Annotated in this window: 24 protein-coding genes; 9 read left to right on the forward strand and 15 right to left on the reverse strand. The window is 58.5% G+C overall.

The genetic code is table 11. The features are described 5' to 3' along the window. Positions 1 to 57: 57 nt before the first annotated feature. The 4 genes from FT726_RS07610 to FT726_RS07625 all read right to left on the reverse strand — a co-directional run bounded on the left by FT726_RS07610 (position 58) and on the right by FT726_RS07625 (position 4,186). A complete protein-coding gene (locus tag FT726_RS07610) occupies positions 58 to 735 on the reverse strand; it encodes an AroM family protein (protein WP_152391567.1) in 678 nt (225 codons plus the stop codon). 2 nt (positions 736 to 737) lie between these two features. Further along, positions 738 to 1,670, reverse strand: a complete 933-nt coding sequence (locus tag FT726_RS07615; protein ID WP_021507226.1) for a DUF1177 domain-containing protein — start codon at positions 1,668 to 1,670, stop codon at positions 738 to 740. Between the two features lie 15 nt (positions 1,671 to 1,685). Beyond that, positions 1,686 to 3,245 (reverse strand): OPT/YSL family transporter, encoded by a 1,560-nt coding sequence (locus FT726_RS07620; RefSeq protein WP_288421439.1) that lies wholly within the window; start codon positions 3,243 to 3,245, stop codon positions 1,686 to 1,688. Between the two features lie 182 nt (positions 3,246 to 3,427). After that, positions 3,428 to 4,186, reverse strand: coding sequence for an IclR family transcriptional regulator (locus tag FT726_RS07625; protein ID WP_058757986.1), 759 nt, complete (start codon positions 4,184 to 4,186; stop codon positions 3,428 to 3,430). A gap of 17 nt (positions 4,187 to 4,203) precedes the next feature. Here FT726_RS07625 and FT726_RS07630 point away from each other — a divergent pair, with 17 nt between their 5' ends. Beyond that, positions 4,204 to 4,398, forward strand: a complete 195-nt coding sequence (locus tag FT726_RS07630; protein ID WP_346302638.1) for a hypothetical protein — start codon at positions 4,204 to 4,206, stop codon at positions 4,396 to 4,398. Positions 4,399 to 4,474: 76 nt separating this feature from the next. On the opposite strand, the gene FT726_RS07635 is transcribed toward FT726_RS07630, so the two are convergent. After that, positions 4,475 to 4,666, reverse strand: a complete 192-nt coding sequence (locus FT726_RS07635) for a YaiA family protein (RefSeq protein ID WP_021507229.1) — start codon at positions 4,664 to 4,666, stop codon at positions 4,475 to 4,477. A gap of 110 nt (positions 4,667 to 4,776) precedes the next feature. Next, on the reverse strand, positions 4,777 to 5,301 hold the full coding sequence (aroL, locus tag FT726_RS07640) for a shikimate kinase AroL (protein ID WP_346302639.1): 525 nt from the start codon (positions 5,299 to 5,301) through the stop codon (positions 4,777 to 4,779). 332 nt (positions 5,302 to 5,633) lie between these two features. On the opposite strand from aroL, the gene FT726_RS07645 reads away from it, so the two are divergent. Next, the gene (locus tag FT726_RS07645; protein WP_058775202.1) at positions 5,634 to 6,320 is read left to right on the forward strand and encodes a DUF2076 domain-containing protein; all 687 of its coding nucleotides are present in this window, start codon (positions 5,634 to 5,636) and stop codon (positions 6,318 to 6,320) included. Here FT726_RS07645 and FT726_RS07650 read toward each other — a convergent pair whose 3' ends face one another. Next, on the reverse strand, positions 6,321 to 6,764 hold the full coding sequence (locus FT726_RS07650; protein ID WP_010616571.1) for a YaiI/YqxD family protein: 444 nt from the start codon (positions 6,762 to 6,764) through the stop codon (positions 6,321 to 6,323). A gap of 144 nt (positions 6,765 to 6,908) precedes the next feature. Here FT726_RS07650 and proC point away from each other — a divergent pair, with 144 nt between their 5' ends. Beyond that, positions 6,909 to 7,721: a pyrroline-5-carboxylate reductase gene (proC, locus tag FT726_RS07655; RefSeq protein WP_021507232.1), complete on the forward strand. Its 813-nt coding sequence runs from the start codon at positions 6,909 to 6,911 to the stop codon at positions 7,719 to 7,721. A 73-nt stretch (positions 7,722 to 7,794) separates the two neighbouring features. Here proC and FT726_RS07660 read toward each other — a convergent pair whose 3' ends face one another. The 4 genes from FT726_RS07660 to iraP form a co-directional block, all read right to left on the reverse strand. Beyond that, positions 7,795 to 9,321: an FAD-dependent oxidoreductase gene (locus tag FT726_RS07660; RefSeq protein ID WP_058757987.1), complete on the reverse strand. Its 1,527-nt coding sequence runs from the start codon at positions 9,319 to 9,321 to the stop codon at positions 7,795 to 7,797. A 146-nt stretch (positions 9,322 to 9,467) separates the two neighbouring features. Next, on the reverse strand, positions 9,468 to 10,379 hold the full coding sequence (gene lpxO, locus FT726_RS07665; RefSeq protein WP_346302640.1) for a lipid A hydroxylase LpxO: 912 nt from the start codon (positions 10,377 to 10,379) through the stop codon (positions 9,468 to 9,470). A 199-nt stretch (positions 10,380 to 10,578) separates the two neighbouring features. Beyond that, a complete protein-coding gene (locus tag FT726_RS07670) occupies positions 10,579 to 10,884 on the reverse strand; it encodes a PsiF family protein (protein WP_058757988.1) in 306 nt (101 codons plus the stop codon). 85 nt (positions 10,885 to 10,969) lie between these two features. After that, complete coding sequence (iraP, locus tag FT726_RS07675) at positions 10,970 to 11,224, reverse strand: anti-adapter protein IraP (protein WP_021507236.1); 255 nt, start codon at positions 11,222 to 11,224, stop codon at positions 10,970 to 10,972. Between the two features lie 18 nt (positions 11,225 to 11,242). On the opposite strand from iraP, the gene FT726_RS07680 reads away from it, so the two are divergent. Next, positions 11,243 to 11,395 (forward strand): hypothetical protein, encoded by a 153-nt coding sequence (locus FT726_RS07680; protein WP_193750246.1) that lies wholly within the window; start codon positions 11,243 to 11,245, stop codon positions 11,393 to 11,395. Between the two features lie 492 nt (positions 11,396 to 11,887). Beyond that, on the forward strand, positions 11,888 to 14,974 hold the full coding sequence (locus FT726_RS07685; protein ID WP_346302641.1) for a beta-galactosidase: 3,087 nt from the start codon (positions 11,888 to 11,890) through the stop codon (positions 14,972 to 14,974). Here the strand turns inward: FT726_RS07685 and FT726_RS07690 are convergent. Beyond that, positions 14,907 to 16,205 carry a multidrug efflux MFS transporter gene (locus FT726_RS07690; RefSeq protein WP_088516215.1) on the reverse strand — a complete coding sequence of 433 codons (1,299 nt, stop codon included), beginning with the start codon at positions 16,203 to 16,205 and terminating at the stop codon, positions 14,907 to 14,909. The genes FT726_RS07685 and FT726_RS07690 overlap by 68 nt on opposite strands. 393 nt (positions 16,206 to 16,598) lie before the next feature. Between FT726_RS07690 and FT726_RS07695 the strand changes: the two genes are divergently transcribed. Next, positions 16,599 to 16,850, forward strand: a complete 252-nt coding sequence (locus tag FT726_RS07695) for a biofilm development regulator YmgB/AriR family protein (protein WP_021313231.1) — start codon at positions 16,599 to 16,601, stop codon at positions 16,848 to 16,850. 12 nt (positions 16,851 to 16,862) lie between these two features. On the opposite strand, the gene FT726_RS07700 is transcribed toward FT726_RS07695, so the two are convergent. Next, entirely contained in the window at positions 16,863 to 17,180 is a 318-nt protein-coding gene (locus FT726_RS07700; protein ID WP_021507239.1) for a hypothetical protein, read from the reverse strand. 250 nt (positions 17,181 to 17,430) lie between these two features. After that, on the reverse strand, positions 17,431 to 17,730 hold the full coding sequence (locus tag FT726_RS07705) for an I78 family peptidase inhibitor (protein ID WP_211726364.1): 300 nt from the start codon (positions 17,728 to 17,730) through the stop codon (positions 17,431 to 17,433). 532 nt (positions 17,731 to 18,262) lie between these two features. Between FT726_RS07705 and FT726_RS07710 the strand changes: the two genes are divergently transcribed. Both FT726_RS07710 and FT726_RS07715 read left to right on the forward strand, forming a co-directional pair. After that, positions 18,263 to 18,910, forward strand: coding sequence for a CPBP family intramembrane glutamic endopeptidase (locus FT726_RS07710; protein WP_021507241.1), 648 nt, complete (start codon positions 18,263 to 18,265; stop codon positions 18,908 to 18,910). A gap of 93 nt (positions 18,911 to 19,003) precedes the next feature. Further along, positions 19,004 to 20,023 carry a LacI family DNA-binding transcriptional regulator gene (locus FT726_RS07715; RefSeq protein ID WP_146068673.1) on the forward strand — a complete coding sequence of 340 codons (1,020 nt, stop codon included), beginning with the start codon at positions 19,004 to 19,006 and terminating at the stop codon, positions 20,021 to 20,023. Here FT726_RS07715 and FT726_RS07720 read toward each other — a convergent pair. Continuing rightward, positions 20,018 to 20,905, reverse strand: coding sequence for a LysR substrate-binding domain-containing protein (locus tag FT726_RS07720; RefSeq protein WP_288421415.1), 888 nt, complete (start codon positions 20,903 to 20,905; stop codon positions 20,018 to 20,020). The genes FT726_RS07715 and FT726_RS07720 overlap by 6 nt on opposite strands. A 152-nt stretch (positions 20,906 to 21,057) precedes the next feature. Here FT726_RS07720 and FT726_RS07725 point away from each other — a divergent pair, with 152 nt between their 5' ends. Next, positions 21,058 to 22,437 carry an NAD-dependent succinate-semialdehyde dehydrogenase gene (locus tag FT726_RS07725; protein ID WP_211726366.1) on the forward strand — a complete coding sequence of 460 codons (1,380 nt, stop codon included), beginning with the start codon at positions 21,058 to 21,060 and terminating at the stop codon, positions 22,435 to 22,437. Positions 22,438 to 22,464: the final 27 nt, after the last annotated feature.

Raw genomic sequence — 22,464 nt, forward strand, 5'->3', positions numbered from 1 at the left:
CTCGCTGATCTGTCACGCGAATTAGCGCCGCCCGTCGCAAGTTGTGATCGGCCTCGATCAGACGATCAGTTCAGCCGCCAGTTTCGCCACCAGCACATTCGACAGCAGCACCGGAATGCCCAGCATGTTCTGCAGGAAATCGCGGTGTTTCTGGTGATAACCGATACAGTCGAGCACCACCACATCAGCGCCCTGCTCCTGCAGGGTCAGTCCGGCTTCCATCAGTTCGCTCTGCTGCGCCAGGTATGGACTGGCGACGGCAAAACAGGGCGTGCTTTGCAGGTTACGCCATTTGCTGGCCTGCTCAGCGATCTGCTCCTCAACCGGCACCACGATGCCGATTTTGTGCGCCTGTACGATGGCGCTGACCAGCGGCGGAATGATGCGATCCGGCTCCAGCAGCAGCGCCGACGTGGTTTTTAGCGCGCCGAACTCACCGGTACACAGCAGCAGAATGGTGTCGTAACCCTGCTGCTCCAGCGCGGTAATTTTACGCTGCAGTCCCTGTTCGACAGTGGCCGCCGCCAGCCGTACCTGTTCGCCGCTGCTCATGCGCGAAACCAGCACTTTATCGCCCGGCGCGGGAGCGTATAACTGCTCCACTTCAGCCAGCGTCAGGCCATCCAGCAGACCGGCATGCGCGACGGCGTCGGCGGGCAAATGCTCCTGCAGCAGCGGCAAAATATCGCTACGCGGTGACTGGCCAATGGTTAAGGTTACTAGCGACGGTTTCATCATCAGGCTTTCCGGCTGCGCAGGTGGCTGAGGCTACCATACAAAGATAGCAGCAGCGCGTACTCCTGCGGGTCATAAAACTGGCAGGTCTCACGGCCAAACTCTTTGGCCACTTCCACCGCAAAGCGCACGGTCGCCGCGATGTCCACTTCATGGCTGGCGCCGGTGCCGCAGCCAGGCACCACGGATTGCGCACAAATCGCGACGCCCACCACTGGCACATCGGTGGCGGTGGACGGTTGCAGGATGCTGTTGAGGTGATACACGCCGTTGCCGTAAGGGGTGATGTCCTGCGTAGTGATCGGGAACGTCACCGCAGGCTGACCGCTGGTCATCTCCATGATGCGCAGCAGATCTTCCGACACGCGCAGGATGTAGCCCTCTTTCACCGTGGGAGACAGCGCATAGCCCTTATGGTTGAGGATGCGGTTTCCTTTAGTGGTATCGATAGAGAGAATCGCGTCGACGCCCGCAACCACTTCGTTGTCATTCATGGTGATGTCGTCGCACGGCGAATCCATGAAGTCCACCGGCTCGTGCGGCCGGGTCGGCGCATCCGGACAAATATGCGTGGTTACGATCACGTCGCCGGCCAGCACGTCGCCTTTGGTCTGCATCTGTGCCAGCTTCAGCGCGCTGCTCACCGCAGCAACCGCACCGTCGGCGTCGGACACCATGCCGATGCGCGTCGGGCGCGCACCGATGCCGCCGAGACGGCCAATGATCCCCAGCGTCGGCGCGCTGCCGCCCCGGCTTTTGCCCTGGGCGCCCGGAATGTCGATGCGCACAAAATCGGTGCGCCCTTTAGGCCCGCTGACGCGCTTAAAGCTGGCTTGCACGCCCGGATAGGCGGCGAACAGATCGACCACCTGCTGGCCATCCACGTAGGCGCTGTCGAGTAACTCAAAAACCTGTAGTGTCTGCTGTAAACTCATCGCTAAATCCCTGGATTATTTCTTACTGCTACTGGCAAAAAGTGAGTGGAAGAAGCTGTACAGCGCGTCGCCCGCAATGAATCCAGCGGCCATCACCTCCATCGGTGAACGTCCACGCTCGCCCCACACGCGCAGGATCAGGACACGTAACGCAATCCCGACCAGCACCGCCCAGCCTGCGGCGGCATTGTTGATTAACAGACCGGTGGCTAACAGCACGCCGAGCTGGCGCTTAGGCCCGCCGATCAGCTGAATAATCGCTCCCGGAATCGCCCACATCAGCAGGCTACCGGCAATGCCCGGCTCCGCGCCGGCCTGAATGGTTTTGGCGTAAACGCGCGCCACCGGCGGCAGCAGATTATCGACAAAGAACAGGTTATGCGCATACCACACCACCGGGATTGCGATGACGAAAGCGATCATCGCGGCGATCAGCTGGATGCGGCGGCCCCACAGCTCCTGCTGCACATCGGCCCCGTTACCGCGCAGAATAAAGCCGGCCTTCAGGTCATAGCCCATATCAGCAAAGGCCGGACCGGTGGCCGCGGTGAAACCGCACAGCAGGCACAGCGCCAGCGGCGGGAAACCGAGCAGAATGCCGAGGATCAGGGTAATCAGCGCTACCGCGAAGGCCGGGAACCAGCCCGAGTGCATGGCGGCGATGCCGACAATCAGCTCATGCACAAAGGCGGCAAAGGCCGCGTAGATAATAAACAGCAGCAGCATCGGCAGGCTCATTTCGCTCCACAGCCCGCCGCCCAGCGCCAGCAGTGCCGAGATCACGATATAGCCGACAGTCCCCAGGCCGAGCGCGCGTTTAACTTCGGTGTCGCTGCGGCTGACGTTGAGGTTGTCGTGACGGCGGCTGCGAATCACCTGCACCACCTGAATCAGCGCCACCAGACCGGCTCCAACCATTACGCCGTGCGGAATGTACAGCGCATTAATATCAATACCGGCAACCGGTTGCGCATAGGCACGCAGCAGGAAGCCGATGCCGAGCATGGTCAGCGCCCAGATATTGCCAATGAATGCCGTACCAAAGGCGGACATCGGGATTTTCAGCATCGAGCCCGCGACGCCGCCCACGATTCCAGCCACCAGCAGCCAGGCCTGGCGACCGCCTTTATCACCGGCTTTGATCGCTTCTGCCGCTGCCACGCCCGGTGGCCATGCATTGCTGGCCGGGAATACGCGCGTGTCGAACAGACGATACAGCAGCCACGCATCCAGCAGCATTGCCGCGCTGACGCCGACAAACAGCGGCAGCACCAGCTGCGGCTCACCCAGCGCCCACGGCACGGCAATCGGCATCAGCAGGCTATTGGCAGCGCCGAAGGTGGCGGAAGAGATGGCGGTCTGTGCAAGGTTTTGCACTTCAACCGAACGGTAGCGGCGAAACCACTGCAGTGGAATGCGCGCCAGCAGCATGGCAAATAGCGCGCCGATAATGGAAGTATTGGGCGTTACCCCAATAGTTGTGATCAGCTGTACCCCAATGATGGCCCCTGCAACTGACAGCAGAACCAGCATCAGGCCCACGCCAATATTTTTTATTGGATTATCCAGACGCATATTATCCCCGTATTTTCACCCTGTAGAAAACGCGCAATGACATTGTGCCCGACACGCGGAACCTCAACGTTTTATTCATCGTTCCCTGATTATTGAAATAAGCAGGTCCGAAGACCTGCTATTTCCCCGGTGTGGCGCGAAGTATTACGCCTTGAAATCAAATTAGGGTTGTCCTGTTTTATTCAGGACGCTGCGCCGTATTTTTCGGCCATCAGTGCAGCCGTTGCGCGCAATTCGCTGAGCAGCGCTTCCGGATAACCCGGGGCCGCTTCCTGCGAAAGAAATGAGAGACACAGTGCGGCACTTTCACCGCGGTGTTTATTGGTTACCGCTACGGCAAGCGAGCTAATGCCAGGCAGCGTTTCATTGCGGGCCAGTGCCCAGCCCTGCTGACGAATCAGCGCCAGCTCTTTGCACAGTGCATCGATATTCAGCGGTGAATTGATCGACGCGGTTTGCCAGTTATCGCTGAAGCGCGCGCGCACCTCGTCATCGCTCAGCTGCGCTAACAGCACGCGGCCGGTCGACGTGCCGGTAACCGACACCCGTGTACCAGGCGGCGTCACCAGCTGGGTAAAGAAGCGACCGTGGTACATGCGCATCACCAGCACATCGTCACCGTCCAGCACCGAGATATAGCCCATGCAGCCGCTGCTGGCCGCCAGGCGCGCCATCGGCGCCGATGCGCTGTCAATCAGCGGTGTCGAAAGATAATGCCCGGCAACGGACAACAGCACGCGGCCAATCTGAAAACAGCGGCTGTCGGGATCGCGCTCCAGTAAGCCTTCGCTTTCCATGGTCGCCAGCAGGCGCGACACGGTACTTTTCGGCAGCCCCAGCGCCTCCACCACCTCGGTAAAGGTCAGGCCGGGATGGCCCTGCGCCACGCCAAAGCGCTGAAACAGCTTAAGCACGGCGGCGGCATTTTCGAGTGTGGTCATGGCGCTGGTTTCACTATATGGAACTGAGTTCCTGTATCGATAACCCGAAAATAAAACGCGACGGTTTATCGGTCAAGCGCAAATTTTGCACCGGACAAAACGCAGGCTATTTAAGGCAGCAGAAAATAAGGGCTAAAGGCAAAATAAAAAGACGTTATCAGGCAGGAGAGCGATTAAACAGAAAAGACGGCAGCTTTTATCGCCGTAATTAGCGCATCAGGGAAAATAAAAAATCTATTTAGCGACCGGACGTAATTACGCTAAAGCGGGCATCCCTGCCCACCGGGATTATTCTTTTTCCACATCTTCATAGCGGTCTTTGGCATCCTGCGCTTCCGCTTCCGATTTATGTTCGCTAATTAAGGTATCCGGACGTGGATGGTCAGCCCGTAATTCATACCAGGTGACGGTATTGCCCGCCTGCCCTTTTTCAACGGCAACAATGCGCGCTTCTCGCGGATAGGGTGGTCTGGTTGGCATCGTTTTCCCTCTTATGTCAGGTTTCCACACAGACAGCGGTGATCCTCTGCCTGCTATTCAGTATAGACAATCGAGGATCGCTGTAAAAAAGAGGGAGAATTCTTAGACAGTTAGCTGGCGCGGGCGAGAGACAGCGATTGCAGAATATGTTCCACCACCTGCTCCGCCGCCTGCATCGCGTTGACTTCATGGTGCGCGGCCTGACGATAGAGCTGCGCGCGTTCACGCAGGATATCTTCCATCTCTTCCGCGATAGGCCGGCCGGTCAGGGTCGGACGCTGTGCCGCTTCCGGCTGACGCTCCAGCCGATCGGCCAGCACGCCAGAGGGCGCGTTGAGCCAGATGACCTGGCCATGCTCGCGCATGAAGTGGCGATTGACGTCAGCCAGCACCATGCCGCCGCCGGTGGCGATTACGCTGGCAGGCGCGGTAACCGCTCGCAGCGATTCACTTTCACGCGCGCGAAAGCTGTCCCAGCCTTCCGTTGCCACAATCTCTGCCACGCTACGCTGTGTGGTGAGCTGCAGGTGGTGGTCGGTGTCACGAAAGGCATAGCCCAGCGCTTGCGACAGCGCCTGGCCAATGGTGGTTTTACCGCAACCGCGTGCGCCGATCAGATAGATGGGTAATGACATCCGGGCTCATCCTCCGCCGTAGTCTGCCGCGCGGGCAACGTCATCAGGTCAATAATGCGTCGCATGATACCTGGATTTTATTTTATCAGCCAGCCGCGAAGCACGAATTACGCGTATTTCAGCGATAGCCAGTGCCATTTTCATGATTTTAAAAGGAAAAACGATGCGCATTTCGTGCATCAGGTGATTTGTAAGCGCGGGGCAACATTTGCTTACCAGGCCGCTGATTTACTTTCTGTCACGCAGCCCGCATATACGCTTTATAGTTCAGGCAACGGACGTCCTGTTGGTCGCCTGAAGAACAACACGCTATGCCTAACCGGAGGTTCACCATGCAGAGCCAGGAACAACAACTTATTGAAAGCCTGTTCAGCCGTCTGAAACAGGCAGAAAGCCAGAGCGGCCCGCGTGATGCCGGTGCCGAACAGTTAATCAATCAGCATTTACAGAGCCAGCCCGGTGCGCCCTACTACATGGCGCAGGCGATCCTGATTCAGGAAGCGGCGATGAAAAAGCTCAACGCGCAGGTGTCTGAGCTGGAGAGCCGTCTGGCGCAGGCGCAGCAGCAGGCCCCGCAGCAAAGCAGCGGCGGTTTCCTGTCGAGCCTGTTTGGCGGCGGTTCACGCCCGGCGCAGCCGCAACAGCCTGCATGGAACAGCGCACCGCAACAGCCACAATATGCCGCACCGCCTCAGCAGCAGTATGCTGCACCGGCGCGCGGTACCGGTTTCCTGGGTGGCGCACTGCAAACGGCTGTCGGCGTAGCCGGCGGTGTGGTGATGGCGGACATGCTTACCAGCCTGTTCCACCATTCGCAGCCGGAAGAGATCGTCAATATCATCAACGAACCGGCGCTGCCGCAGGTGGATGATAATCTGGACACCTTCAACGGCAATGACAGCAACAATGCCTTCCTGAATGACAATTCAGGCTGGGACAACAACAGCTTTGCCGATAACAATGATTTCAACGATTTCGGCAGCGGCGGTGATTTTGACGACGACGACAGCTTCGTCTGATTAACGCTGACGTAACCATTTATCCAGTTCGTTAGCAAACTGCTGGCGGTCTCGTGGGCTTAATGCCGACGGGCCGCCGCTCTGAATGCCGCTGGCGCGCATCGTTTCCATAAAATCGCGCATGGTCAGACGCTGGCGAATGGTATCGCTGCTGTAACGCTCCCCGCGCGGATTCAGCGCTGCCGCCCCTTTCTCCAGCACTTCTGCTGCCAGCGGAATATCGCCGGTAATCACCAGCTCGCCCGGCTGCACGCGTTTCACAATCTCGTTATCGGCCACGTCAAAGCCGGCAGCTACCTGCAGCGTTTTCAGAAACGGCGACGGCGGTACGCGCAGCGGTTGGTTAGCGACGAAGGTCACGGTGACTTTGGTGCGCTCAGCGGCGCGATACAGCACCTCTTTGATGACATTGGGACACGCATCGGCATCCACCCAAATCGACATGTTTAATCCTTATTAACGGGCAATGCCTGCGATCTTGCCGCGCTGGCCGCGAATGGCAAATGTTATTTGTGCGCGACTTGTTATTCACCGCCGCTGACGTAAGCTAACCCACTGAGAAAACCGAACCACGTTAAGGATAAAGCGATGCTGGAGAAGAAAATCGGGTTTGTCGGCTGCGGCAATATGGCGAAAGCCATCATCAGCGGCCTGGTGAACAGCGGGCAGATCGCCCCGGCCAATATCTGGGTGCACGATCGAAAACCCGACACCAACCAGGCGATGGCGCAGCAGTATGGCGTGACGGCGGCGGAAAGCGTCGAGAGTCTGGCCCGTGAAGTGGACATTCTGTTTGGCGCGGTGAAACCCAACGTGATTCTCAAAGTGCTCAAGGATCTGGCTGGCCAGCTGAAGAAAGATGCGCTGGTAGTGTCGATTGCTGCAGGTGTGACGCTGGATTCGCTGGCGGCGGTGCTCGGCCACGACCGTAAAATCATCCGCGTGATGCCGAATACCCCGTCGCTGGTCAACGAAGGCATGACCTCTATTACGCCGAACGTGCTGGTGGAACCGCAGGAAGTGGACGAGGTGGTGACCATTTTTGAGAGCTTCGGCAAAGCGGCGGTGGTGAACGAGTATCTGATTCATGCCGTGGTGGGTGTCAGCGGCTCGGCACCGGCTTACGTGTTTATGTTTATCGAAGCGATGGCTGATGCCGCCGTGCTGGGCGGCATGCCGCGGGCGCAGGCTTATCAGTTTGCGGCGCAGGCGGTAAAAGGTTCCGCCCAGATGGTGCTGGAGACCGGCAAACATCCTGGCGAACTGAAAGATATGGTGTGCTCACCGGGCGGCACCACCATTGAAGCGGTGAAGGTGCTGGAAGAAAAAGGCTTCCGCGCTGCGGTGATGGGCGCGATGCAGCAGTGCATGGCGAAGTCCGAGGCGCTGAGTAAGCAGTGATGGTGCGGATTTCCCCTCACCCTAACCCTCTCCCGCAGGCGGGAGAGGGGACTGTTGGGTGCGGACTTGAACCTTAACCCTGATACGCTTCAAACAGCGCCAGGCCTTGTTCCAGCGTCATTGGCTGCTGCATCTCATGCACCAGCGCGGCGGTGAGCGTATACATGCCGGCTGAACACACTGCCGCAATCATGCCCTGCTGGCAGTAAAAAGCGATGAAGCGTTTGTCCTGCAGCGATCCCAGCAGGCGATAATCATCCCACTCCTCTGCATGCCCCAGATACTCATAGCGGGTGCCGTAATGCGCAGTCCAGAAGAACGGCACGCGATCGTACATGATGCGTTTGCCCAGCATATTCAGCGCGGCAATGCGCCCCTGCTGATGCGCCACGCGATAGTGCTCAATGCGCTGCACGCCACGCGGCGTGAGATAGCTGGCAATATCCCCCGCGACCCAGATGTTTTCACTGACCCGCAGCTGACTGTCGGCCAGCAGGCTGCCATCCTTCTGTAAGGGCAGGTCGTGAATAAAATGGGTGGCCGGCACAATGCCGGTGGCAAACAGCACCTGGCTGGCTGGCACGGTTTTGCCACCTTTGAGCCGCACGCCACTCACTGCGCCTTCACCGGTCAGCGCTTCCGGTTCACCCTCGACAAACTTCACGCCGTTGCTGCGGTGCAGCTCATAAAAATGACGGCCAATCTCTTCGCCGAACTGGCTGGCAAACGGCAGCGGATGACGCGCCACCACCGTGACATCTATGTCGCGGTTACGCAGCGCACCGGCCACTTCCATACCGATAAAACTGTTGCCGATAATCACCAGCTGCTGCGCCTCATCCACCTGCGAAATCAGCGTGTCGGCCTGGCGCAGTGAACGCAGCAGGTGCACGCCATCCAGATCCTTGCCCGGGATATCAAGCGGCTGCGGCACGCCGCCGGTCGCGATCAGCAACTGGTCAAACTTCACCTGCTGCCCGTCTTTCAGCACCAGCGTCTGCTCCTGCGCTTTCAGCTGCACCACCTCCCCCTGCAGCCACACCACCGGGCCCAGCACATCCTGTTTCAGCAGCTTTGGTACCTCATCGATGGCCATCTTGCCGGAAGGGACAAATTTACTCAGCGTGGTGCGATCGTAAGGTGCGTCGCTTTCACGCTCGATACGCACAATACGGCCGCTAAAGCCTTCATCGCGCAGCGTCCAGATCGCAGCACTGCCCGCCGCGCCAGAGCCGAGAATCACGCACACCGGCGCTTCACCCTGAGCTACCGGCGCACTGGCCGGCGACATCGCCTGCGGATTGATCAGCACCTGCCCCTGTTCAATGCGCACCGGATAGCGTTTGAGATTGGCCAGCGCCAGCGGCTCGCACATTTTGCCATCGCGCAGCTCAAACACCGCCTTATGCCACGGACACACCAGTTTGTCGCCGCACACTGCGCCCTGCTCCAGCGGCGCGCCCGCGTGCGGACATTTTGCCTGCAGCGCCTGCACGCGGTCGCCGTCGCGAATCAGCACCATATCCGTTTCACCGACGGTCACTTTAGTGGGTTTACGCTGCGCCAGCGCCTTGAGTTCCACGACAGATTGATAGCTCACGGTTCGCCTCCTTCGGGGTTATTCGTCTGATACGACAATTCCTTACAAAGAGTAAGTGTGGCAAAGCGTGAGGATTTAGCAGGAGAAACAAAGCGAAACGGCGGTTAACTGACTGTTAAACCGCCGTTTTAAGCGGCACGAAAGGATCACAAGAAGACGCTGGGCACGATGATCAGCGCGAAAATCGCCACAATCAGTCCATGTTTGACCCAGTAATACAACCGGCGATTACGTTTCTTCAGGTTCTGACCGGCATCGCGCAGCGCATAAACGTATTTGAAGATGCGGTTGAGAAAGCCGGTACGATCGTTTTCGTCGTTGGGCGATGCCGCTGCTGACATTAGCGTCGAGCCCACCCAGTGGTTGACCGCCTGCGCCCAGCGCCATTTCATTGGCCGCTCGATATCGCAAAACAGGATGATACGCGTCTGCTCGCTTTCATTCTGCGCCCAGTGCACGTAAGTTTCGTCGAAGATCACCGCCTGACCGTCGCGCCAGCTGTGGCGCTGACGATCCACTTCAATAAAGCAGCGATCGTCGTTGGGCGTTTGCAGCCCGAGGTGATAGCGCACCGAACCGGCATAAGGATCGCGGTGTTTGCCCAGATGGCTGCCCGGCGGCAGTTCAGCAAACATGGCCGCTTTAACGCCGGGAATGTTGCTCACCAGTTCGGTGGTTACCGGACAGAGTTCGCGCGCTGACGGATGCGCATCGCTATACCATTTTAAATAGAAACGCTTCCAGCCACGCCTGAAGAAGGTATTAAATCCGGCATCGTTATGCGTCTGCGCCGCTTTAATGTGATCCTGCAGGCGAATGGCTTCATCGCGAATCACCTGCCAGTTATCGGTCAGCTGACGCAGCTCAGGAAAATCCTCAACCGGAAAATAGGGCTGTTTAGCCGGCAGTCGCGACAGCCCGGTCATAAACATATTGATCGGCGCCATAAAAGTGGAGTGATCAAATAACTGACGGGAAAACTTTTGCTTTTCCACGCCGCGTGAGTGGGCGTAAAGCACACTAATAATAAATACACCAATAATGATCGCAGCGACCATACAACAGGTTCCTTATGTTGCACGTAAAGCCGCTCTGGCCACGGTTAAGCGTCAGAGAGACTGGATGGGGAGAAATGGAATTTTATGTAAGGATTTTGTAAAGTTTTGGCAACGCGTGCCGTTTATGACAGAAAAAATACGTCGAGCATTAACCCTGCGAGTGCGGACACAAAAAAGCGGCCCGCAGGCCGCCAGAGGTTTAAGCACTCTTCTTCAGACAGCTGCTCATAAAGGTTTTACGCGCATCGCCGCTGAGTTTTTTCTCTCCTGCTTCGCTATTACAGCTTTTCATTTTCATCTGCTGCGGCGTCATATTGCCCATTTTGCTGTCTTTCTTCAGGCATTCGCTCATAAAGCTTTTACGCGCATCGCCTTTCAGATTTTGTGCGCCTGCATGCTGATTACACAGCGTCATTTTTTCCTGCTGCGCGGTTTTCTCCGCCGCGCCCGCACCGCCAGCCAGCAGCAGGCCTGCTGCCATTATTGCCACAAGACACGATTTCATTGCCGGTTTCTCCGTGTGATTATTGCCTGTTAAGCATGGCACGGAATAAGCAAAGCGGAAAAAAATCTATGCGCGTACGGCGGGATTATTCGCGCGGGTGGTTGAGCAACTTTTCGACGTAATTGCGCAGCATCAGCGCGTCCGGATTTTCCTGCACGGAAGCGGCGGGCGGCATCGCGCGATCAATACCCGCCGCGATGTCGCTAACCTGGGCGGCATCCAGTCTGCGCAGCATGGCGGTGAGCACGATTTCCAGCGCCTCAACCTGGACCACTAATTCTTTAGACTCTTCTTCTTTTTCTGCCAGCTTGAGCAGGAGTTCCGCAATCAGGTTTTTCATGCGATGGACTCAGTCAGAATGGGAAAACAAAAATTAGCATTGGCAGGATTAAAACAACAAGAATTTTTGCCGGGCAAAGGAAAAATAATGGTTAGCCGAAGCGTAAAAAAAGTGGCTGAAATTCAATATATAACGGCGAAACGTTTCACTGACAAAATACGCCGCAGATAAAACGTTTCGCATCGCTGCATTAATTATGCACTGGTGCTAAATTAACGCGGTCCCTGATACCCATGGCCGGGACCGCCACCGCCAGGACCACCCCAACCTCCTCCTCCTCCGCCGCCCGGCGGGGGAAAAAGACAACCGCTTAACGCGGACACCAGCGCCACAACGGCAGCGAGCTTAACGATACGGATCATATTGACCTCAGGTTGCTGAAATTGCGCTGAGTGTATGAAGCGGCGGTTAACACGACAATACAGAATGGTCCGCAACCCGGCGCTATTCATGCCTGCTCACCACGCTTAACGTTTTAGTGGCAAGAAACCGCTAAAAAAGCCTCACAGACCGCTCAATACGCCAGCTTAAGTTACAGCGAACGCTGTGCCGCAAACGTCAGTGCTGCTCGCTGTGCGCGCAGTAACAAAATTGCGCGCTGCGTCTTTACAGCTAACGCCATTTCACGCAATGTGAGCGCAATACAATTAATGAGATCTCACTATGACCTTAGCGGCTGTTTCTCTGAGTGAAGTGCTGGCGCGCCGTGACTGGGAAAACCCGGTTATCACCAGCCTGCATCGCCTGGACGCGCATCCACCGTTTGCCAGCTGGCGCGATGAAGTCAGCGCGCGCGATGGCCATCCCTCACCTGCGCAGCAGCGGCTGAATGGTCAGTGGGCCTTCAGCTATTTTACCGCGCCGGAAGCGGTGCCGCACAACTGGCTGCTACAGGATTTACCGGACGCCGCAACGCTGCCGGTGCCTGCCAACTGGCAGTTGCACGGCTACGACGCGCCCATTTATACCAACGTGCAGTATCCCATTCCGGTCAATCCCCCTTTAGTGCCACGCGAGAACCCCACCGGATGTTACTCGCTCACATTTAAAGTTGATGACGGCTGGTTAAGCCAGGGGCAGACGCGCATCATCTTCGATGGTGTCAGCTCGGCCTTTTATTTGTGGTGCAACGGACAGTGGATGGGCTATTCGCAGGATAGCCGCTTACCCGCCGAGTTTGATCTCAGCCACGTGCTGCAGCCGGGAAACAATCGTCTGGCGGTCATGGTGCTGCGCTGGAGCGACGGCAGCTATCTGGAAGATCAGGATATGTGGCGCATGAGCGGTATTTTCCGCGACGTGACGCTGCTGCACAAACCGGACACCCGCCTGAGCGATGTGCAGATCGAAACCGCGCTCAGCCCGGAATATCTGCGCGGCGATTTACGGGTGAGTGTCAAAATCCATGCCGGCGCGCGCCCGCTCAGTCAGTGTCGGGTGCGCGTCACGCTATGGCGCAACGGCGACTGCATCGCACAACACCAACAGCCGCCGGGCAGCGCCATCATTGATGAACGTGGCCACTATCCGGAACGCACCCTGATGGTGTTGCCGGTGCTGCAACCGCTATTGTGGAGCGCCGAAACGCCTCATCTCTACCGCGCGGTCGTCACGCTGCTTGATGATGCCGACGAGGTGATCGAAGCCGAAGCTTATGATGTAGGTTTTCGTCGCGTCAGCATTGAGCACGGCCAGCTGTGCCTCAACGGTAAGCCGCTGCTGATACGCGGCGTAAATCGTCATGAGCACCATCCCGAACGCGGTCAGGTGGTGGATGAAGCTGGCATGCGTCAGGACATTGAACTGATGAAGCGCCACAACTTTAACGCGGTGCGCTGCGCTCACTATCCTAACCATCCGCTGTGGTATCGGCTGTGCGATGAGTACGGCCTGTACGTGGTTGACGAAGCCAATATCGAAACGCACGGCATGCAGCCGATGAACCGCCTCTCCGACGACCCGCGCTGGTTTGCCGCCTATAGCGAACGCGTAACGCGCATGGTGCAGCGCGATCGTAATCATGCCTGCATCATCATCTGGTCGCTGGGCAATGAGTCCGGCCACGGCAGCACGCACGATGCGCTGTACCGCTGGGTGAAAAGCAGCGATAGCACGCGCCCGGTACAGTATGAGGGCGGCGGCGCCAACACGGCGGCCACCGATATTCTATGCCCGATGTATGCGCGCGTCGATCAGGACCAGCCCTTCCCGGCGGTGCCGAAGTGGTCACTGAAAAAATGGATCAGCCTGCCGGACGAAGCGCGTCCGCTGATCCTGTGTGAATACGCCCATGCGATGGGAAACAGCTTTGGCGGCTTTGCCAAATACTGGCAGGCATTTCGCCAGTTTCCGCGGCTGCAGGGTGGCTTCGTCTGGGACTGGGTCGATCAAAGCCTGACGCGCTATGACGAACACGGCCAGCCGTGGCAGGCGTACGGCGGCGATTTCGGTGACACGCCCAACGATCGCCAGTTCTGCATGAACGGGCTGGTGTTTGCCGATCGCACGCCGCATCCGGCGCTGTTTGAAGCACAGCGCGCCCAGCAGTTTTTCCGGTTTACGCGCGATCCCGGCGATGCGTATCGCGTGACCGTCACCAGCGAATATTTATTCCGCCGCAGCGACAACGAACGGCTGCGCTGGTGGATTGAGCAGGACGGTGTACCCCTCGCGCGCGGTGAATGGGTGCTGGATCTCGATGCCGAAGGCAGCCACACCTTTACCGTGCCCGCGCCTGAAGCGCTGCAGGGTGAAGCGTGGCTCAACCTCGCGGTGCATCAGATCGCCGCCACGCCCTGGTCTGAGGCGGATCATCGCGTGGCCTGGGATCAGTGGGCGCTGCCGGCCGCACTGCCGGTTACGTTGCCGCCGCTCAGCGCCTGCGCGCCCCAGCTGGAAACCAATCACAATCTGGTGGCGGTGGTGCTGCCCACGCAGCGCTGGCACTTCTGTCGCCGCAGCGGCGCGCTGCTGCAGTGGTGGGTGAACGATCGTGAAACCATGCTGACACCGCTGGAGGAGTGCTTTATTCGCGCACCGATCGATAATGATATCGGCACCAGCGAAGCTGCCAATATCGACCCCAACGCCTGGGTCGAGCGCTGGAAACGCGCGGGCTATGATCGGCTGCAAACAGAGTTGCTGGCGATGCAGGTCGACAGCCTGCAGCACGGCGTGCAGATTGAAACCTGGCATCGCGTACTGGGTGAGGGCCAGCATCTGTTTACCAGCCATAAGCGTTATGGCATCAGCGGCGATGGCGAACTGACTATCAGCGTCGATGTACAACAGGCCGCCGGTCTGCCGCCGCCCGCGCGCATCGGCCTGCGCTGCCAGCTGGCTCAGGTCCCGCACCAGGTGAGCTGGCTGGGACTGGGGCCTCATGAAAACTATCCGGATCGCCAGCTGGCGGCGCAGTTTTCACGCTGGCAGCTGCCGCTGGCGGCGCTCAGCACCGGCTACGTCTTTCCGGGTGAGAATGGCTTGCGCTGCGGCACGCGCCAGCTGGATAGCGGCAGCTGGCAGATCAGCGGCGACTTTGCCTTCTCGCTCAGCCGCCACAGCCTTGAGCAGCTGCGCGCCACCTCGCACCGCCATTTGCTGCAGGACGAACCCGGCTGCTGGCTGCATCTCGACGGCTTCCATATGGGCGTCGGCGGCGACGATTCGTGGAGCCCGAGCGTCAGCCCGGAGTTTTTGCTTTCTCAGCGGCGCTGGCACTATGCGCTGACGCTGCGTCAGCCGGCTTAGTGGCGGCCGCCGGGCTAAGGGGTTTCAGCTCGGTTTTTGGCCGGCGATAGAAGCGCCGCAGCAACAGCACGTTGAGCAGGACGACGACCGCGGTAGCGAAGAATACCCAGCGGTAACCGGTGGCGGCTGAGACCGCTGCGCCCAGCAGCGGTCCGGCGACGTTACCGAGGTACATGAACGACTGGTTATAACCAAAAATACGGCCGGTGACGTTATCGCGTGAATGACGCACCAGCAGCGTTTGCACCGCCGGCATCATCGCGCCATCGGCAAAGCCGAGCAGAAAGCGCAGGACGCCCAGCTGCGTGGCGCTGGTGACAAACGACATGGCAATCAGCAGCAGCAGCGAGGCGATCATGGTCGCCAGCAAAATACGCTGGGTACCGATGCGATCGCCGAGTTTGCCGAGACGCGGTGCGGCGATGAGTGCCGACACGCCGGGCAGCGCGGCAATCACACCACTGAGAAACGCGATATTCTGCGCATCCGGCGCCAGCTCACGCACGAACAGCGTCAGGATAGGATTCACCGAGCCGTTACACATCTGAATCACCATGGTGGTGACGAACAGGCAGAACATCAGGCGTGGATTATCGAGGCTGCGCATCACCTCGCGCCCGCTCAGTTTGTCCTGCTTGCTCACCGGCGTGTAGCCGGTCTCCTTAATCAGAAACAGCGTCACCAGAAAGCTGACCATCAGCAGCACCGCGGTAACGATAAACACCATGCGCAGGCCCAGCCAGTCGGCCAGCAGACCACCAATCATCGGCCCGAGGATCACGCCGCCAATTTGTCCGGTCGACACGCAGCTCAGCGCCCAGCCGCTGCGCTCACGCGGCACCTGCGCGGCCACCAGCGCCATGGCGTTGGGAATATAACCGGACGTCAGTCCCATCAGCGCGCGCAGCAGCAACAGCTGCCACGCCTGAGTGACAAACGCCTGCAGCAGAATCACCGCGCCCATGCCAAACGAAGCGCGCAATAGCATCAGCTTGCGCCCTTTGCGATCGGCAAGGCTGCCCCACAGCGGCGCCACGGCGGCAGAAACAATAAAGGTGACACTGAAGGTCAGGCCTGACCAGATACTGAGCGCATTGCCGCCACGGATACCCAGCTCTTCCACGTAAAGCGGCAGGAAAGGAATGATCTGACTGATGGCCAGGCCGGTAAAAAAGCAGCCAAACCAGACGGATATCAGATTGATCTTCCAGGATTCGATGGAGCGTAACATGAGCGCAGATGTCGGAAAAAATGAAACGAGGGTTCAGTCTAACAACCTCGCAACATTACCGGACGGCAAAACATGGCATGCGTATGAAAACGCAGTTTTTCGCTGCCGGGCGTGATTCTGCTCACAGCAAATAGGGCGATGCCTCACTTTTGTAGTGTCTTTATGTGCGGTTACCTGGCATAAGGCCCGATAAGCGCATCGCGAAAGACGGCAAACGTGAAAAAATATGACGATTCGTTACTGACAATATTCCACACCGCATCTATGTTTAAAAAATCACCAGTCATCACTGGCGAGGCGCTGCCCGTCCTGGACAGTCCGCATGCTTAATTCAGGTTTTCAGTTGCTGCCCGTCGTGGGTGGCAGGCTTCGTTGTCTCTGCGGAGGTCGGCTATGAGAACGCACCATGACAGCGCCAGTCGGGCGATTACCGACTATTTCAACAGCCCCGCCTGGCACGCGCCGCACGAGAGCGATTTGCTGGCCGCCATCATGCGCGAGCTGATGGATGATGGCCAGCCCGCCACCAATAAAGCGGTGATTGCCCGCGTGATTACCCGGCTGGAAGTGGAAGGCGATGAACAGCGCCTGCAGAGTTACCGCAACCTGCTGGCGCAGCTGTTAGAAGCAGGACCGCAAAAATAGCGGCCCCGGAGATTATTTCACCACCCGCAGCTGGTCGGCTTCGCTGACCACTGCTTTACCGCTCTGACGCTGATACAGGCACAGTTCCCGCCCCAGCTGATTTTTCATATGCTTTTGCGGATAGCGGCCTTCGAGCAACAGCGCATCGTAGCCAACGCTGTCGTCGTACATGATCGGCTTGCCCACCACTTTCACCGCTTTCAGACCGCTGGCCTGCACACATGCCTGCTGCAGGTTTTTATCGTGTTGCTGCCATGCCGCCTCGCTTGAGGCCTGCGCCAGCGGGCTGAGCAGCAGCGTCAAACACAGCGTTCGGGTCAGGTATTTCATCGTCACTCCTGTAAGGTCAGTCTGTTATTGCTGCCTGTACGCCAGGCGCCGCAAAACCGCGATTCATCGCGCGCTATGGCGGAGGCAATATGGCGCAGCAGGCAGGTTATAGCGAAAAAAATTCCCGCCGTAGCGGGAAGAAACAAGACGAGCATTGCATATTCGAGAGTGACGAGGAAATCTCCGTAATGCGCAGCTATCCTCGCCCGCCGCCGTGACAGCCCGATGACAATGCCGTGTCCGTTTGGTGTTACCCGCAGTAAACCCGGGAAATTTTCCCGTTCTGATCGCCGAGGAAATTCAGGCGGCGCAGATTGAAGTCCATGGTGGCGGCGCCGTTCCACGGAATCGCGCGCACCGGTACGGCAAAGCGCTGGGTATCAAGCGCGCTCAGCGGCTGACCGAGGTAGTTCTGATACTGCGAGGCACCGCACTGGTCGGTTTCCGGATCGTGGCTGACGGCGTTACTGCTGTCAGTTTTACTGGCTGACTGACAGGCCGTTAAGGCGAGCATCGCCGTCAGCAGCAGCGCTTTTCCATAATGGTTCACAATTTTCTCCTCCTGGATAATGAACAAGCGGGTTCCTGAGAGTAACAAAGCGTGCCGCCGATGCGAAAATTTTTCCAGCAGACTGGTCGCATTGCGTGACAAAAGGCGCGATTTTCTGCTCACATTTTCGGATTAATCGCACGCTGTGTCTAAAAATCACCCGCGCAGACGCTACAATTATCTAAGACTTTTCTGAGGAGATAATGATGGAACTGGCTATTTTTATCGGCTTCGCCATCGTGATGACCTTCGTGGCCGTCCGGGTGCGTTAAGCCTCGTTAATTTTCTCTCTGCCGTTGTGCACCAGACGGTGCCAGCGGCATCCTCCGCGCCAGATAAGTGATTCGGTTCCCTCTCCAACTGCTCGCCAGATGAAAGCGCAAGCCGTCATGCCGCGCATTGCCTGCGATGAGGCGGTCGGTTAGCGCCGAGATTGTGGCGTATCTGAACCGGCGAAAATCTCCGCAAACGCACCTCGACAGCACCGATCGCCGTTGCTACTATGCGTCTTCCTCTGCCCGCTGAGTCGCCTATGGACACCCAATCCGACAAAGTTACGTTGACCCTGTTTTACGTCGGTAGCTTTGTGGTTTATTACCTCGTGACCATGCTGATTACGCTGTTTCCCAATTACGGGACGCTGCGCAATAACGGCTTGCTGGTGCCGGTGCTGTGCCTGTTTGAATTTGCCGTGATCTATCCCCTGTACCGTTTCTACTGCCAGCGCCGCAGCGACATTCCTCTGGGCTTTCTGCGCCCCGGCCAGGCACTGCTATTTATCGGCGCGCTGTTTGTGCTGATGGTGGCGCAAACGCAGTTCCTGCAGCCGGAAGGCTGGCTGATTGAACAGAGCCAGCAGGGACGCAGCTCAATGCTGATTCTGCTGCTCACCGCCGTGCTGCTGGCGCCGGTGTTTGAAGAGGTGCTGTTCCGCGGCTTTCTGCTGCAGGCGTTTTTGCTGTGGGCGCCCAAAAGCCGTTTTGCCTGCATGTTGCTCACATCGCTGCTGTTCGCCGCGTTGCACACGCAGTACGTGCACTGGGAAACCATCGTTGCGCTGACGCTGTTCTCGCTGCTGCTGTGCTACGCGCGTCTGCGCAGCAACAGCCTGGCGTTGCCGATTTTTCTGCATACGCTGAATAACCTGATCGCCATCCTGCCCGCCTGGTTCTACGCCTGATCCCCCTCACTGTTTGCTAACGATGCCATTAATTTCCCTGCATTTTCAGGTACTATCGCTTTTTAGCCTGCAGGAATGATGGTCGAAGCGCTGATGATTACTATGCTGGATGTGGCCCGCAAAGCGGGCGTTTCTAAAGCCACCGTGTCGCGCGTGCTGGCGGGTAACCGCTATGTCAGCAAATCCACGCAGCAGAAAGTGTTTCAGGCGATAGAGGAAACCGGCTACCGCCCGAATCTGCTGGCGCGCAGTCTGGCGACGCAAAAATCGCAGAATATCGGCCTGATCGTCACCCATTCGCTGTTTAACGGTCCCTATTTCAGCGAGCTGCTATACCAGACGGCCACGCTGACCAACAACTATGGCCGCCAGCTGATCCTCGCCGATGGCAAAACCAGCGCTGACGATGAGCGCGCGGCAATCGAGTTTCTGCTCGATCTGCGCTGCGACGCCATCATTATCTACCCGCGTTTTCTCGACACCGCCGCGCTGGAAGCGATCATCGACCAGCACGATATTCCGATCATGGTGGTTAACCGCCGTCTGACGCAGCACGCGGCGAACTGCGTGTGGGCTTCGCACCAGCAAAATACCCGTGATGCGGTGAACTACCTGATTGCGCGCGGTCACCATGACATCGCGTTTATCACCGGACTGGCGGGATCGCCCACCGCCGACGCGCGTCTGGCTGGCTATCAGCAGGCGCTGGCCGATCATCAGTTGCCGTATGAAGCGGCGCGCGTACTGCCGGGCGCGTGGACACCGGAGAGTGGTCAGGCGGCGGCACGCCAGCTGCTGAGTGCCGGCGTACCCTTCAGTGCGCTGATGGCCAGCAATGACGATATGGCGATTGGTGCCGCGCTGGCGCTGAATGCGGCGGGCAAACGGCTGCCGCAGGATGTATCGCTGATGGGCTTTGATGATATTCGCATGGCCGAATTTTTCCTGCCGCCGCTCACGACGGTTCACGTGCCGGTGGCGGAGATGATTCAGCACACGCTGGCGCAGCTGGTGGCGATGCTCGAGGGCGAAGCAATCGCGCCCCTGCCGCCGTTCAGCGGACGGCTGATTGAGCGCGCCTCCGTGGCAGATGGACCATTTCGCCGTTCATAACGCCTGATCGCCGTCATCCTGCGTGACCAGCCACTGCTCCAGCTGCTGTAGCGTAGCAGCCTTAACGCTCTCCTGCGGGCGCACCAGGTAATAGGTGTGCCGGCCACAGTCCAGCTGGTAATCCTCCATGGCGATCAGCGTGCCCGCCTTCAGCTCCGCTTCCACCAGCACGCGCTGCGCCAGCGCAATCCCCTGCCCTTCAAGGGCGGCCTGATAGGCCAGCGCCGAACTTTCCATCTGCCGCCGGTGCGGCAGCGCGTCCATTTCCACGCCAAATGCTTCGCACCAGCGCTGCCAGTCATCAGGACGTCCGCGCACCAGCAGCAGGGTATGCTGCGCCAGCCCGGCCAGATACATGCTGGCGCGCCGGTCAGCCGTCGGACGGCACACCGGCACCAGCACGTTTTTCACCAGCGGCGTGGCGTGCTGCTGCGGCCACGTACCGTCACCAAGCCGAATCGCCGCGTCGCAATCCACCGTATCGTCCCATTCCGACGCGGTCGTCAGGCGCACGTCAATCGCCGGATGCGCCAGCTGAAACTGTGCCAGCCGCGGAATCAGCCAGCGGGTGGCGAACGTGGTGAAGGAGTGCAGCCGGATGACCGTGCGGCCGGCATTGCGCTGCAGCGTGGCGCTCGCCTGGCGAATACCGTCGAGGTGCTGGCTGATTTGCAGAAAATAGGCATTGCCGGGCAGCGTCAGTACCAGCCCGCGCCCCTGACGCTGAAACAGCGCCGTGCCAAAGTACTCTTCCAGCAGACGAATCTGACGACTCACCGCGCCTGGCGTCACCGACAGGCCATCAGCCGCTGCCCGCACGCTGCCACTACGGGCGACATATTCAAACGCCAGCAAGGCATTCAGGGGTGGCAAATCACGCATCAGTTAACCGTTCAGTTTTTCTCAATGATGGAGCAATTTTAATCGATTGTGGCGAAAAGGCCAGACGCGCATCATTTCTGCACAGCGGCAGCCAGCCCGATAACGCTGACTGCCAGGTTGTCACATTGATTCTGACACTGGAGCACACTGGAATGATTAAAGTCACCAATCCTGCCGACGGCAGCCTCGTCGGCGAAGCACCGTTCATGCGCCACGACGAGGTCGCGGCCGCTATCGATCGCACCTGTGCCGCGTTTCCGGCATGGGCGGCAAAAAGCGCGAAACAGCGCAGCGACCTGCTGCGTGGCTGGTACGATCTGGTACGCGCCGATAAGCACCTGTTTGCTGAATTGATGGTCAGGGAGAACGGCAAATGCCTGAGCGAAGCGCTGGGCGAAATCGAGTACGGTCTCGGCTTTATTGAGTGGTATGCGGAAGAGGCCAAACGCGTCAACGGTGATACCCTGCCGTCGCACGATGCTAACGCCTCCGTGCTGGTGGTAAAAGAGCCGGTCGGCCCGACCGCAGCCATCACACCGTGGAACTTCCCGTTTATGATGATCACCCGCAAAATTGCTACCGCGCTGGCCGCAGGCTGCACCATGATCATCAAACCGGCAGAAGAGACGCCGCTTACCGCGTATAAACTGCTGGAGTATGCCCGTCAGGCCGGTATTCCCGCTGGCGTGTTTGAGATGGTGACCGGCGATCCGCAAGCCATCGGCGAAGCTTTTACCAGCGATACGCGCATCCACAAAATCTCCTTCACGGGATCTACCCGCGTCGGCAAACTGCTGGCGCAGCAGTGCGGGGCCACGCTGAAAAAGATGACCATGGAGCTGGGCGGCAACGCGCCGTTTATCGTGTTCGCCGACAGCCCGCTGGAAGAGAGCGTGGCCGGGCTGGTCAGCGCCAAACTGCGTAACTCCGGCCAGGTGTGTATTTCGCCTAACCGCATCTTTGTGCATGACGCGATTTACGATGCCTTTGTGCAGCAACTGGTGAAAACAGTCAGTGAGATCCGTGTCGATCAGGGTATGCAGCAGGAATTTGTAGTTGGCCCGCTGATTAACCGCATGGCGCTCGATAAAGTCACCGCGCTGGTGGATGATGCGGTTGCACAGGGGGCGACGCTGCGCCTTGGCGGCAAGCCACACGCGAAGGGCGGGTTGTTCTATGAGCCGACCATCCTGTGCGATCTGGACGCCTCTTTTGCCGTGCACAACACCGAGATTTTCGGACCGGTGTTTGCCCTGTACCGTTTCAGTGATGAAGAGCAGGTGATTCGCTGCGCTAACGACACCGAATACGGTCTGGTGTCCTATGCGTGGACGCGTGACGTTGGCCGCGCTTTCCGCCTGTCGAAAAAACTGGAAGCCGGCATGGTGATCCTCAATTCCGGCTCAGTCGGTACGGCGTCAGTGCCGTTTGGCGGTATCAAGCACTCCGGCTACGGCCGCGAGGGCGGCCATTACGGTATTGAAGAGTATGTGCAGGTAAAATATGTGCTGATGGCGGGACAACACCGCTAATCACGCGGCTGGCGCGGCGGCGATCCA

Source organism: Pantoea sp. Morm (genome assembly GCF_016643525.1).
Taxonomy (GTDB): Bacteria; Pseudomonadota; Gammaproteobacteria; order Enterobacterales; family Enterobacteriaceae; genus Pantoea; species Pantoea dispersa.